Annotated in this window: 16 protein-coding genes; 8 read left to right on the forward strand and 8 right to left on the reverse strand. The window is 65.9% G+C overall.

Translation table 11 applies throughout. The features are described 5' to 3' along the window. Positions 1 to 14: 14 nt before the first annotated feature. From IG169_RS00350 to IG169_RS00370, 5 genes are all read right to left on the reverse strand, one after another. Positions 15 to 506 carry a diheme cytochrome c gene (locus IG169_RS00350; protein ID WP_193174160.1) on the reverse strand — a complete coding sequence of 164 codons (492 nt, stop codon included), beginning with the start codon at positions 504 to 506 and terminating at the stop codon, positions 15 to 17. Between the two features lie 17 nt (positions 507 to 523). Further along, positions 524 to 931 (reverse strand): DUF1924 domain-containing protein, encoded by a 408-nt coding sequence (locus tag IG169_RS00355; protein ID WP_210325799.1) that lies wholly within the window; start codon positions 929 to 931, stop codon positions 524 to 526. After that, complete coding sequence (locus IG169_RS00360; protein WP_210325800.1) at positions 928 to 2,097, reverse strand: cytochrome b/b6 domain-containing protein; 1,170 nt, start codon at positions 2,095 to 2,097, stop codon at positions 928 to 930. The genes IG169_RS00355 and IG169_RS00360 overlap by 4 nt, the downstream gene beginning before the upstream one ends. 119 nt (positions 2,098 to 2,216) lie before the next feature. Continuing rightward, the gene (groL, locus tag IG169_RS00365) at positions 2,217 to 3,842 is read right to left on the reverse strand and encodes a chaperonin GroEL (RefSeq protein WP_193174161.1); all 1,626 of its coding nucleotides are present in this window, start codon (positions 3,840 to 3,842) and stop codon (positions 2,217 to 2,219) included. Between the two features lie 21 nt (positions 3,843 to 3,863). Next, positions 3,864 to 4,178, reverse strand: a complete 315-nt coding sequence (locus tag IG169_RS00370) for a co-chaperone GroES (RefSeq protein ID WP_193174162.1) — start codon at positions 4,176 to 4,178, stop codon at positions 3,864 to 3,866. 260 nt (positions 4,179 to 4,438) lie between these two features. Here IG169_RS00370 and IG169_RS00375 point away from each other — a divergent pair, with 260 nt between their 5' ends. Beyond that, positions 4,439 to 4,711 (forward strand): usg protein, encoded by a 273-nt coding sequence (locus IG169_RS00375; protein WP_193174163.1) that lies wholly within the window; start codon positions 4,439 to 4,441, stop codon positions 4,709 to 4,711. Positions 4,712 to 4,721: 10 nt separating this feature from the next. Here the strand turns inward: IG169_RS00375 and IG169_RS00380 are convergent, their stop codons facing one another. Beyond that, positions 4,722 to 5,294 (reverse strand): thermonuclease family protein, encoded by a 573-nt coding sequence (locus IG169_RS00380; protein ID WP_193174164.1) that lies wholly within the window; start codon positions 5,292 to 5,294, stop codon positions 4,722 to 4,724. A 184-nt stretch (positions 5,295 to 5,478) separates the two neighbouring features. On the opposite strand from IG169_RS00380, the gene IG169_RS00385 reads away from it, so the two are divergent. Then, positions 5,479 to 5,760 (forward strand): hypothetical protein, encoded by a 282-nt coding sequence (locus IG169_RS00385; RefSeq protein ID WP_193174165.1) that lies wholly within the window; start codon positions 5,479 to 5,481, stop codon positions 5,758 to 5,760. Positions 5,761 to 5,824: 64 nt separating this feature from the next. Continuing rightward, a complete protein-coding gene (locus tag IG169_RS00390; RefSeq protein ID WP_246717039.1) occupies positions 5,825 to 6,277 on the forward strand; it encodes a DUF2267 domain-containing protein in 453 nt (150 codons plus the stop codon). Here the strand turns inward: IG169_RS00390 and IG169_RS00395 are convergent. After that, entirely contained in the window at positions 6,274 to 6,855 is a 582-nt protein-coding gene (locus IG169_RS00395; RefSeq protein WP_193174166.1) for a thermonuclease family protein, read from the reverse strand. The genes IG169_RS00390 and IG169_RS00395 overlap by 4 nt on opposite strands. A 201-nt stretch (positions 6,856 to 7,056) precedes the next feature. Here IG169_RS00395 and pncA point away from each other — a divergent pair, with 201 nt between their 5' ends. After that, entirely contained in the window at positions 7,057 to 7,656 is a 600-nt protein-coding gene (gene pncA / locus IG169_RS00400; protein WP_193174167.1) for a bifunctional nicotinamidase/pyrazinamidase, read from the forward strand. Between the two features lie 9 nt (positions 7,657 to 7,665). Then, complete coding sequence (pncB, locus tag IG169_RS00405; RefSeq protein ID WP_193174168.1) at positions 7,666 to 8,976, forward strand: nicotinate phosphoribosyltransferase; 1,311 nt, start codon at positions 7,666 to 7,668, stop codon at positions 8,974 to 8,976. On the opposite strand, the gene IG169_RS00410 is transcribed toward pncB, so the two are convergent. Continuing rightward, positions 8,967 to 9,863, reverse strand: a complete 897-nt coding sequence (locus IG169_RS00410; protein WP_193174169.1) for a DMT family transporter — start codon at positions 9,861 to 9,863, stop codon at positions 8,967 to 8,969. The genes pncB and IG169_RS00410 overlap by 10 nt on opposite strands. A gap of 155 nt (positions 9,864 to 10,018) precedes the next feature. Here IG169_RS00410 and IG169_RS00415 point away from each other — a divergent pair, with 155 nt between their 5' ends. The 3 genes from IG169_RS00415 (at position 10,019) to IG169_RS00425 (ending at position 12,771) form a co-directional block, all read left to right on the forward strand. Beyond that, a complete protein-coding gene (locus IG169_RS00415) occupies positions 10,019 to 10,468 on the forward strand; it encodes a MaoC family dehydratase (protein ID WP_193174170.1) in 450 nt (149 codons plus the stop codon). A 130-nt stretch (positions 10,469 to 10,598) separates the two neighbouring features. Beyond that, positions 10,599 to 10,775, forward strand: coding sequence for a hypothetical protein (locus IG169_RS00420; RefSeq protein WP_193174171.1), 177 nt, complete (start codon positions 10,599 to 10,601; stop codon positions 10,773 to 10,775). Positions 10,776 to 10,929: 154 nt separating this feature from the next. Beyond that, positions 10,930 to 12,771, forward strand: a complete 1,842-nt coding sequence (locus IG169_RS00425) for a putative bifunctional diguanylate cyclase/phosphodiesterase (RefSeq protein ID WP_193174172.1) — start codon at positions 10,930 to 10,932, stop codon at positions 12,769 to 12,771.

Below are 12,771 nucleotides of genomic sequence, written 5' to 3' on the forward strand. Positions count from 1 at the left end.
CGAGGGGGAGCCGGTTACTCTTCCCCGAAGAAGCCCTGTTCGGCTCCCCGATGGCAGGCGGCGCAATTGGCCCTGGAGCCAACGCGCGGATTGTCGAAGGCCGCCGGATTGACCTCGCCGTTATGGACGCGCGTCCACCATGTCGTCTCGGTGATGCGCATCGGCGTGTCGCCGCCGTCGGCTGCGTTGGTCATCCAGCGGCTCGGCTGCGCGGCGTTCCCGGTCAGCCAGTCGCGGATCGCGGCGGTCGTCTTGTCGTCAAGCGAGGCGTCCTCGCCGAAATGGTTCGACAGGTCGCCGAGAATGGCGGTCCAAGACGAGGCAGGCAGCATGCCGGCCGAAAACGCCATGTGGCAGGCCGAGCATTCCTGCTTGACCGTCGGGTCGGTGACCGCTCCGAAATAGACGCCCTCACCCTCCTCGGCGGTGGCGGCGGAAGCAAAGCCGGCGGCAAGCGCCAGCGAGAGGGAGGCGGCGCGCAAGCTGCCCGGGAGAATATTGGCCATGGGAATTCCTTTCAAAACTAGAGCGAGGAGAGCCACGTGATCACATCGCCCTTTTCCTTCGCGGAGCACTCGCGGCCGAGAACGGACCTGCAGTTGCGCCCGAACCATTTCTCGACCTTGGCGGGATCGGTGAAGCGCTGCGGATTGGCCGAGACCGCCATCGGCTCGATCACCTTGCCGGCGCGGGTTTTCCCGGGGCCGGTCAGATTGCCGGTGTGACAGGTGGTGCAGGACGGCGTCTCCGGCTTGCCGCCGGTATGCGTTCCGGTGAACAGCGCCTTGCCGGCGGCGGCATCGAACGCCGTCACGCCCGCCTCAGCCGCGTAGCCGGCGAGAATGTCGTCGCGCGGACCGGCCATGACCGCCGTCGCGCCGGCCAGGGCGGCGATCGCGGCCAGGACGGCGAGCTTGCGTTTATGCATCATCGGGTAATCTCCTGTGGAATATCGATGCGTCGGGGATCGAAGCGGCCGGTGGCCGCATCGCGATGACAGGCGGCGCAATTGCCGCGCGCGCCGACGGCCGGGGACTTGAACACCGCATCCGAGATGCCGGCATGCATCCACTTCCAGAACCGCGTCGCGGTGATCTGATAGGGCGCGTCGGCGGCGGTGCGGCGGAAGGCGTTGGCGGGCAGTGTGTCGAAGTCCTCCGCCGCGTTGGCGGTGACATAGGCCTCGAGCTTCGCCACGGTCTCGGGCGGCAGCGTGGCGTCCTCGCCGAAATGGTCGCCGAGGTTGGCGAAGAGCGCCCGCCAGGACGCCGCGGGAAGCAGGCTCGGGTGATAGGCGGTGTGGCAGGCGCCGCATTCGTCGGCATAGACTGCATCGAGCGGCGCCGTCGGCACGCCGAGCGGCGGTCTGGAGGCAAGCGTGGAGACGGATGCGGCGCCGCCGCCGAGAAACACCACGCCGACGGCGAGGCCGAGCATCGGACGGGCGGCAAGGCGCGGCGCGGGATAATCGCCGGGGCGGCGCTGTTTGGCGCCGGTGACCATGGCGCGCATGAGATTGTCGCGCGTGCGCCAGCCCTCGAAAACGGCGCCGGCGACATGCAGCGCGACCAGCAGGACGAGGCCCCATGCGAGAAGCGAATGGAGTTCGCGCGCCAGACGCCCGGATGCGAAATCCGCCAGGAAGGCGAAGGGGCCGAACTTGAACATGCCGCCGAGCGCGACCGCGCCGGTGAGCGCGAGCAGGGCGGCAGTGGCGAGCAGTGCCACGATCATCAATGCGCCGAGCGGGTTGTGGCCGATGTGCCGGCCTTCGGTGCCGTCGACGATGCCGCGCAGGTGGGAGATGACCTGGCGGGGACCGCGAATGAAGGCGGAGAAGCGGGCATAGGAGCCGCCGGTGAAGCCCCAGACGACGCGCGCGACGACCAGCGCCGCCATCGCCGTCCCGGCCCAGACGTGAACCTGAAGCCACGACGCGCCGGCAAAGAAGCCGGTCAGCGCCGCCGTCGCGACAACCGCGACGAGCGACCAGTGGAACAAGCGGACGAAAGGATCCCACACCTTGACGCTGGCACGCGCGGCATCCGCCGCGGCCATGCCGTGTTCCTGCGTGTCGTGTGTGGTCGTCGTCGCCATTGCCAGTTCCGTTTCAGCAAGGGCGACGCTAGCGGCGCGAAAATTACAGTTCGCTGACAATCAAAACCCGCGGAGCTCTCGCCCCGCGGGTCGCGGCGTTTCGAGGGTTTTTCGCCGGATCAGAAATCCATGCCGCCGGCGGGCATCGCCGGGGCCGTTTCCTTCTTCGGCAGTTCGGCAACCATCGCCTCGGTGGTGATCAGCAGGCCAGCCACGGAGGCTGCGTCCTGCAGCGCGGTGCGCACCACCTTGAGCGGGTCGATCACGCCGGAGGCGAAGAGATCCTCGAAGGCATCGGTCTGCGCGTTCCAGCCCCAGGAGAAGTCATTCTTCTCGCGGACCTTTCCGACGATAACCGAACCTTCGGCGCCCGCGTTCTCGGCGATCTGGCGCAAGGGCGCCTCGATGGCGCGGCGCACGATGTTAACGCCGACCTCCTGGTCGTGGTTGGCGAGTTCGAGACCTTCAAGCGCCCCGACAGCGCGCAGAAGCGCCGTGCCGCCGCCGGGCAGGATGCCTTCCTCGACGGCAGCGCGGGTCGCGTGCAGGGCGTCGTCGACGCGGTCCTTCTTCTCCTTGACCTCGACCTCGGTCGCGCCGCCGACGCGGATGACGGCAACGCCGCCGGCCAGTTTCGCAAGACGTTCCTGCAGCTTCTCGCGATCGTAGTCGGAGGTGGTTTCCTCGATCTGGGCCTTGATCTGGTTGACGCGGCCCTCGATTTCCGTCTTCGAGCCGGCACCGTCGACGATGGTCGTGTTTTCCTTCTCGATGACGACCTTCCTGGCCGTGCCGAGCATCGGAAGCGTGACGTTTTCAAGTTTCACGCCGAGATCCTCGGAGATGAAGGTGCCGCCGGTGAGGATCGCGATATCCTGCAGCATGGCCTTGCGGCGGTCGCCGAAGCCCGGCGCCTTGACCGCGGCGATCTTGAGGCCGCCGCGCAGCTTGTTGACCACGAGAGTGGCCAGTGCCTCGCCCTCGACGTCCTCGGCGATGATCAGCAGCGGCTTGCCCGACTGCACCACGGCCTCGAGGACCGGAAGCATCGCCTGCAGGTTGGAGAGCTTCTTCTCGTGCAGGAGGATATAGGGATCCTCGAGCTCGACGCGCATCTTGTCCTGGTTGGTGACGAAGTAGGGCGAGAGGTAGCCACGGTCGAACTGCATGCCTTCGACGACTTCCAGCTCGGTTTCGGCGGTCTTGGCTTCCTCGACGGTGATGACGCCCTCATTGCCGACCTTATCCATGGCCTCGGCCAGATACTTTCCGATCTCGGCATCGCCATTGGCCGAAATCGTGCCGACCTGGGCGATCTCGGAGTTCTGGGATACCCTGCGGACGTTTTTCTTCAATTCCTCGACCACCGCATCGACGGCCCGGTCGATGCCGCGCTTCAGGTCCATCGGGTTCATGCCGGAGGCGACGGCCTTGGCGCCTTCCTTGACGATCGCCTGGGCGAGAACGGTGGCGGTGGTGGTGCCGTCGCCGGCCAGATCGTTGGTCTTGGACGCGACCTCGCGCACCATCTGGGCGCCCATGTTCTCGAACTTGTCCTCGAGCTCGATGTCCTTGGCGACGGTGACGCCGTCCTTGGTGATGCGCGGCGCGCCGAAGGACTTGTCGATGACGACGTTGCGGCCCTTCGGACCGAGCGTCACCTTGACGGCATTGGCGAGAATGTCGACGCCGCGCAGCATCTTCTCGCGGGCTTCGGAGTGGAACTTGACTTCCTTTGCAGCCATTTTCGTTGCTCCCTACTAAGCTCAGGCGGCTTTCTTCGCCGCGGCTTCGGACTCGATGACGCCCATGACGTCGGATTCCTTCATGATGAGGTAATCCTCGCCATCGAGCCTGATCTCGGTACCGGACCACTTGCCGAACAGGATGCGGTCGCCGGCCTCGACGTCGAGCGGCTGGACGACGCCCTTGTCGTCACGCGCGCCCGGCCCGGCGGCGATGACTTCGCCCTCGGACGGCTTTTCCTTCGCGGTGTCGGGGATGATGATGCCGCCGGCCGTCTTTTCCTCGGCCTCGATGCGGCGGACCAGAATGCGGTCATGCAGTGGACGGAACTTCATGTCTTGTTTTCCTCCTTTGGACAAACATGGTTTGGAAAAGTCCCGCCGGCCGCCGTTCAGTCACGAACCGGCGGCTGGCGCGCGACCCGGCGAAGCGGCTTCGCGCGCGGAAAATCTGGTTTTGCGGTTTTTTCGATTCAAGAGGCTTGCGCGAAAAAATCAGCACTCACTCGAAATGGCTGCTAATAGACTGTTATTGTTGACAGAATCATATTTTTTCGTAGCGTTTGACAGGTGCGACACTTGGAAAAGGAGCACCAATGCAGGTCAAGAGCGCTTTGGAACTTCAACTGGAGGGGTACGGGCTGACGACCGCCCATATCCTCTACCGCATGCCCGACCACATGGAGATCCTGCAGACCTATATCTGGCAGGATTACGATCTCGCCCCGGATTTCCCGCAGATGTTCGGCTTCCTCGACTTCTGGGAGGAAAATCTCGACGGTCCGCTGCATTCGGTGCGCTACACGCACCAGAAGCTGATCAAGCCGGGCGAGTTCCGGCGCGTCGACGGCGAAATCGTGCTGCACTAGGCGCCATCATCTAGACGCCGCACCAGGTCGAGGCCGGTTCGCGCCGGCCATGCCAGCGCGCGGCGAGATGTCTGCCGACGAGGGCTTCGCCAACATCACCCTCGGGCGTGACGACGGCGGCGAGCGTGCGGCCGTAGCGGTCCTCGCCCTGGCGGACGAGGCGGATCGGGCGGTTCGCGACAAGACGCGCAAGCGCCCGCGTCGCATAGGCTGCGCGCGCACTCTCCGCGCGGCAACGGCCCTTCACCTCCGGCGCGTCGATATTGACGAGGCGGATCTTTTCGCCGTCGAGCCACAGCGTGTCGCCATCGACGACGCAATCGATCCGCCTGGCCGAACCGCAAAGCGGCATGGGGCGCGGCGCGACACCGCCACGGAAATCCGGTTCAGGCTCCGGCGCATAGGCGCTGGTCGTCATCGTATCGACAAGGCCGGTAAACCGGCGCACTTCGAGGCCGCCGGTCTGGCGCCAGAGAAGCGCGGCGCCGGCGCCAATGACGACCAAGGCCGCAAGCAGGGACATGCGGCGCACATGGCCGACAGCCCCGCGCGAGCGCGTCCGGAAAGTCGCCGATCTCGCCATCACTTGCCGTCCCCGTTGTCCATGGAAGGGCTAAGATCGCGGCAAGGCGTTACCTTTCCGTTCAGGTGCCGGGTTTCCGGCGCGATACCGTCCTGTGAATTTCGGCACATGCGGCAGGGACCGTTTCGGCAATAAACGGCGCCGACGGGCGATCAACCCGATAACCGAGAAAGGAAATACGACAATGACGACTTCAATTCTTGCATCTCGCCGCACCGCAGCCCTGTCGGGGCTTCGTTCGCTTGCCGCCGTCGCGGTTCTCGCCATCGTCCTGCCGGGACAGGCCGCCGCCGCGCACTGGGACCGGCCCTCCTGCTATATCGACGTGCATGACGGCTGCTTCAACAATACCAACCACCCCTGCACGGACGAGGAATATCAGGGCTTCCTCGAGAACTGCGACACCGCCTATCCGAACAAGCCGGTCCGCCCGACGCGCGGCCCCAAGACGCTGAAAATGAACTGACAGAACGATGCGGCCGGGCAACCGGCCGCATTTTCGATTCCGGCGGGCCGGCGGCGCGGTTAGGATGCGCGGCGCAAACAAGGACCCGCCGATGCCGATGCCGCAGGAATATTTTTCCGCCTCGCGCGATTTCGACGCGTTCATGCAGGATGCCAAAGCGGCGCTGGGGCACCAATCACATCACCAGACATACACGACGATCGACGCGGTTCTGACCGTGTTCCGCCGGCGGCTGGCGGCGGCGGATGGCCTGCGCTTTGCCAGCGCGCTGCCGCCGGTGCTGCGGGCGATCTTCGTCAAGGGCTGGGACCCGGAGGAAGCGCGCCCGCAATTCGGACCGCGCGACGCGCTCGAGGCCGAGGTGAAGACGGTCCGCCGGCACCACAATTTCGCGCCCGACGGGGCGATCGGCATCGTCGCGGGCGTATTGCGCCGGCATGTGAACGGCGAGGACTTCGACCGGGTGCTGGCGACACTGCCGGCGGGCGCGCGCGACTACTGGTCCGTCCGGACCTAGCCGCACCAGTCGGTGTCCGGCTCCTTGCCGCCATACCAGGGCACGGCGACCTTGAAGCGGATGAGGTTGCGACCGACGTCGCCTTCCGGCGTCTTGATGGTGGCGAGCAGGCGGCCGTAGCGGTCGCGGCCTTTCGCCCGGATCTCGATCGGCTGGCGGTCGAGCAGTCCGGCGAGCGTATCGGCCGCGTCGCGGGCGTGGGCGGCCTCGGCCGGGCACCGGGCCTTGTCGCTGTTGGGCGCGTCTATATTGGCGAGGCGGATCTTGCGGCCGGACAGCCAGAATGTCTCGCCGTCGATTACGCAGTCCTCGCCCGGGCCATCGCCGCAAACCGGCATCGGGCGCGGACCGGCGCCGTTGAAATCGTCATAGCCCCTCGCCGCGTCGCCCGAATAGGCGCTGGTGAAGATCGAGTCCGCCTTTCCGGCGGCGACCGTGTCGGCGGAGGACGGCGCGAAGACGGCGTAGAGGATGCCCGCGCCGGCCGCGAGGACGGCCGCGACCGCCCCGGCGACAATCGCCAGACGGACAGGTGAATGTCCTTCCTGCTGCCCGCTGTCGCCGGCAAGGTCGTTCAATGCCGGTTTTCCCTGACGCATCGGATCTGCCTGAGCCCCTGTGGTTTCACCTTATTGTCGGAGCTTCGGCTTACGATTCGGTTTTGGAGCACATGCAAATTTAAGGGGGTCAAGACGCGCAATGCCGATCGCCTCCCGTAACGCCAATTCGTTGCGCCGGGGCGGCCATCCGGTCTAAGACTCATCGCGAGGGAGAACGGCATGCCGCACAAGGCGCTCATCGTCATCGACGTCCAGAACGATTTCTGCCCCGGCGGCGCGCTCGCGGTCGCGGGCGGCGACGAGATCGTGCCGCTGGTCAATCACCTGATCGCCAGCCACGACCACGTGGTGATGACGCAGGACTGGCACCCGGCCGGGCACTCCTCCTTCGCGTCCAGTCACGAGGGCAAGGCGCCGTTCGAGACCATCGAGGCGGATTACGGGCCGCAGACGCTGTGGCCCGACCACTGCGTGCAGGGCTCGGCGGGCGCAGAGTTCCATGCCGGGCTCGAATGGACCAGGGCCGAACTCGTCATCCGCAAGGGATTCAGGCGCGAGATCGACAGCTATTCGGCCTTCTTCGAGAACGACCACGCAACGCCGACCGGGCTTGCCGGCTATCTGAAGGATCGCGGCCTGACCGAGGTCGTGTTGTGCGGCCTGGCCACCGATTTCTGCGTCGGCTTCTCGGCGCTCGACGCGGTCACATGCGGCTTCAAGACCTCGGTCGTGATGCCGGCCTGCCGGGCGATCGACCTGGAAGGCTCGCTCGCGGCGATGACCGAAAAGATGCGCGCCGCCGGCGTGCACCTGCTTTAGGATTTTCAGATGGTCTTTCGCGTTCTCGACATCGCAAGGCGGGTGCACGACCACACCTGGAAGCTCGACCCGATCATAAGGTCGCTGCTCGACACCGATTTCTACAAGCTGATGATGCTGCAGATGATCTGGAAGCAGCACCGCGGCGTCGACGCGACCTTCTCGCTGATCAACCGCACGACCTCGATCCGGCTGGCCGAGGAGATCGATATCGGCGAATTGCGCGACCAGCTCGATTACGCCCGCACGGTGAAGCTGGGCAAGAAGGAGATGATCTGGCTCGCCGGCAACTCCTTCTACCGCCGCAAGCAGATCTTCGAGCCGGAATTCCTCGCGTGGCTCGCCGACTTCCAGTTGCCGGACTACGAGATCGACATCCGGGACGGGCAGTTCGAGCTGCATTTCCACGGGCCCTGGACGCACACGACGATGTGGGAAATCCCGGCGCTCGCCATCATCAACGAGTTGCGCTCACGCGCGGCGATGCGCGGCATGGGGCCGTTCGAGCTCGACGTGCTCTATGCGCGGGCGAAGGCGAGGATGTGGGAGAAGGTGGAGCGGCTGAAGACTCTCGACGGGCTGTCGATCTCGGATTTCGGCACAAGGCGGCGGCACTCGTTCCTGTGGCAGCGCTGGTGCGTGCAGGCGCTGCAGGAAGGCATTCCGGACGCATTCACCGGCACCTCGAACGTGCTGCTCGCCATGGACAACGACCTCGAGGCCGTCGGCACCAACGCGCATGAGCTGCCGATGGTCTATGCGGCGCTGGCGAAGACCGACGAGGGCATCGCCGCGGCGAATTACCGGGTGCTGGAGGACTGGAACAAGCTTTACGGCGGCAATCTGCTGATCGTGCTGCCGGACACGTTCGGCACGGCGGCGTTCCTCGCCGACGCGCCGTCCTGGGTCGCCGACTGGACCGGGTTCCGGCCGGATTCGGCGCCGCCGGTCGAGGGTGGCGAGCGGATCATCGAGTGGTGGCGCGAACAGGGTGAGGATCCGCGCGACAAGATCCTGATCTTTTCCGACGGGCTCGACGTCGACACGATCGTCAAGACCTTCAGCCATTTCAACGGAAAGGTGCGCATGGCGTTCGGTTGGGGCACCAACCTGACCAACGATTTCGTCGACTGCGCGCCGCGCCGGAACGACCAGCTGCGCGCCATCTCGCTGGTCTGCAAGGTGACCGAGGCGAACGGGTTGCCGGCAGTGAAGCTGTCGGACAATCCGAACAAGGCGACCGGCGAGCCGGACGAGATCGCGCGGTATCTGAAGATATTCGGCTCGGAAGAGCGGGTGGAGAAGCCGGTTTATGTTTGAGACGTCTCCCGCCCCGCTCCGGCGAGAATGTGCGCGACGACCGCGGCGAGGACGATCGCGCCGCCGATGACCGTGGCGAGGCCCGGGGTCTCGCCGAAGGCGATCAGAACCCAGACCGGGGCGAGCGGCACTTCCAGCGCGCCGATCAGCGCGGTCTCGACCGGCGGAAGCAGCCGCGCGCCGAAGGTGAAGAGCGACAGGCCGAGCGCCGAATTGACGAAGCCGAAGGCGGCGAGCAGCGCCAGGTCGTGACCGGTGACGGCGAGCGGATCGCCGAAGGGCCAGCAGGCGAGGCCGCTGGCGAGCGCCGACAGACAAGCGGCGGGCAGGATCGAGATGTCGCGGCTGCGCCGCGCGATCACCATCATCGCCGCCATGGCAAGCGTCATGCAGAAGGCGAGGCCGTCGCCGAACAGGCTTCCCTCGCGGCCGAAGCCGACCATGACGACGACGCCGGCAAGCGCGGCAAGGCTGGCGATGACGGCGGACCGGCCCGGCCGTTCGCGCAGGACCAGCCAGCCGAGCCCGGCGGCGACGAAGGGAGCGGTGGCGTAGATCACCGAGACATGGGCGACGGTGGTGTGGCGCAGCGAGGAGATGAAGAACACCATGCCGACGGCGGAGACCGCGACGAAGAGCCATCCGGCCGGGCGAAGCGCGATCAGGCGGGCGAAGGGATTGCCGCGCTCGACGGCGGCGATCACCGCGAACAGGCCCGCCGCGCCGAACAGGCCGCGCCATGCCAGCAATGTCCACAAATCGAGCGGAATGAGACGGGTGAAGAAACCGGCCGTGCTCCAGGCCGCCGCCGAGGCAACCGCCAGGGCGACGCCGAGCCGCCAGGCCGAGCGTTCGGCCAGGGCCGTGTCCGCCGCCATACTGTCCATCGCCTCACCGCCTCCGTTTCGCCGGCCAGCATAGGAGGGCGGTGCTGACAGCGTGGTGTCAGGAGGGAGCGGCCGCGCGGCCTTGTTTCCGGCCGCCCGGATCGGCTAAGCGGACGACGGCGCCAGCTGCGGCGCGGCCTTTTCGGGGATTTTACATGCAGGAACCGCTCTATCTGGACGATTTCAAGGTGGGCCAGCGCTTCGAAAGCGCCACCCACGCGCTCGACGCGGCGCAGATCAAGCGGTTTGCCGCCGAATTCGACCCGCAGCCGTTCCATCTCGACGAGGCGGCGGCGGAAAACTCCCTCTTCGGCGGGCTGGCGGCGAGCGGCTGGCATGTCGCGTCGCTGACGATGCGGCTTCTCGTCGACGGGACGATCCCCATCGGCAGCGGCAATATCGGCGCCGGGGTGGACATCACCTGGCCGAAGCCGACCCGGCCCGGCGACGTGCTGCAGGTGTTCAGCGAGGTTACCGAGGTCAGGCCGTCGAGATCGAAGCCGGACCGCGGCATCGTGACGATCCGCAGCGAGACGCGCAACCAGCATGGCGACGTGCTGCAGGTGCTGACATCGAGGATGCTGGTGCTCAGAAAGGCGGAGTGAGGTCCGTTCCCGGCCGACCTGGCGCCCGTCGTTTCCGACGTCCTGTTTTCGCCAGTGGTCAAGGCTCGGAAATCCATGCCAGGGCTTTTCCGCCTCGCCTGTCGTCACCGGCTCGCCGGCGATCTCGAGCGTGACGGATTCCGGGCGGCAGGCCGAGAATGGCCGCGATGAGGCGGATGCGAAATATTTTATTGTATTTCTGGCCGCACTTTCCGTCGAAATTCTTGTTTGCTTGCGGTTGCAGACTTCAAATACCCAGGAAAAGCCAACCGGGGCGTTTAAAACCGTCCCTGAACACATCTCTTGATCAGTCACCCGCAGCAGAGGCCTCTGTGCTGACCCCACGGAAACAAAAAACCGAAACGGTTATTTGCCCTGCGACAGAAATTCACAGTGCAAATAAAGAGATTCGTAATGCCCATATGCTGAACTGCAAGTTCATCAGCCGTGGGCCATAGACCATGAAACTGGAGGCGCAACTCAAGCTCTCCGCTTTTCAGAGCACGATCCTCGAGGCCGTCGCGACCGGCGGAGATTTCGACTCCATCGCGGAGCTGTTGTGCACGGGCGCCGAACAGCTCGCTCCGGGCACGATCTGCACCATCGTGCGCATCGACGGCGAGGGGCTCATCCGCCCCGTTTCGGCACCGAGCCTGCCGGACAGCTACGGACAGGAGCTGAACGGCGTGGCGATCGGCCCCGATGTGGGCTCCTGCGGCACCGCCGCCTATTACGGCAAGCCGGTCCAGACCACCGATATCGAGACCGACCCAAAGTGGCAGCCCTATCTCGAACTGGTGCGGCCGCTCGGGCTGAAGGCCTGCTGGTCGACGCCGATCAAGGCGCGCGACGGCCGCACGGTGGCGACATTCGCGTTCTACTTCCGGGAAAAGCGCGGCGCGACCGAGATCGAGCGCGAACTCGTCAAGCGCTGCACGCATCTGTGCGCCATCGCCTACGAGCACACCGAGATCAACGCGCGCAACGAGTACCTCGCCTATCGCGACCAGCTGACCGGGCTCGCCAACCGCCGCTCCTTCGACGCGACGTTCAACGCGCAATCCCTTTTCGACACGCCGTTCGGGCTGCTGGTGGTCGACATCGACAATCTCAAGATCATCAATGACAGCCTCGGACACTATGCCGGCGACAAGCTGATCGACACGGTCGCAAAACGGCTGAACGGGCTGGCCGGGCCCGACGGCGCCTACCGGCTGGGCGGCGACGAGTTCGCCATCATCTGCCGCGACTGCCGCGATCACGACGCGCTGCAGGAGAAAGCGTGCAAAGTGCTCAACACCGTGATGGACCCGTTTGTCGCGCAGGGCACCACGATCACGCCGAGCGTGACGATCGGCGGCGTCGTGAGCGGCGTGGACGGCGACACGCCGGAACAATTGCGCCAGAACGCCGACCTCACGCTCTATCACGCCAAGGAGACCATCCGCGGCTGTTACCTGCGCTTCGATCCCTGCCACAAGACGTCCATCGTGCGCCGGATCGACCAGTCGCGCCAATTGCTCGAGGCGCTCGACGAGGACCGGCTGATCGCCTATTTCCAGCCGGTCGTACGCCTCGATACCGGCCGGATCGCCGGCGTGGAAGCGCTGGCGCGCATCCGCGGCCGCGACGGACGCATCGCCGAAGCGCGCGAATTCGAATTGGCGTTCGCCGATTCGCGCAACGCCACGCGCCTGACCGACCGGATAATCGATCTCGCCGTGACGGAATACCGGTCGTGGCTCGACGCGGGTCTTCCGATCGAACACATCGCCATCAACCTGTCGCCGGCCGACTTCCAGTCCGAGGACCTGAACGAGCGGCTGGCGAGGCCGTTCGACCGCGCCGGTATCGCGCTGTCGCACCTGCATCTGGAAGTGACCGAGACGGTGCTGATGGATAACCGCCTGATTCCCCCGCTGGCCGCGCTGCGCGCGCGCGGCGTTCGCGTGGCGCTCGACGATTTCGGCACCGGCTTCGCGTCGCTGACGCATCTCATCAGCTTCCCCGCCGACGTGATCAAGATAGACATGTCCTTCGTCAGGCGGCTGCTGACCGACCGGCCGAGCGCCGCGATCGTCGAGGCGCTGATCGATATCGCGCGCAAGATCGGCGTCGACATCGTCGCCGAGGGCGTCGAGACCATCGCGCAGGCCGAAAGGCTGGCCGCGCTCGGCTGCGATTTCGGACAGGGTTACCTGTTCTCGCGGCCGACCGATGCCGCGACAATCGCGCGGCTGTTGCGCGCGAGCATGCCTGCGGCCAGGGTCCCCGCGAAAAAGCGCCGCCGCAGCAGTGCCTGA

This window comes from Oricola nitratireducens (assembly GCF_014904745.1).
In the GTDB taxonomy this organism is placed as follows: domain Bacteria; phylum Pseudomonadota; class Alphaproteobacteria; order Rhizobiales; family Rhizobiaceae; genus Oricola; species Oricola nitratireducens.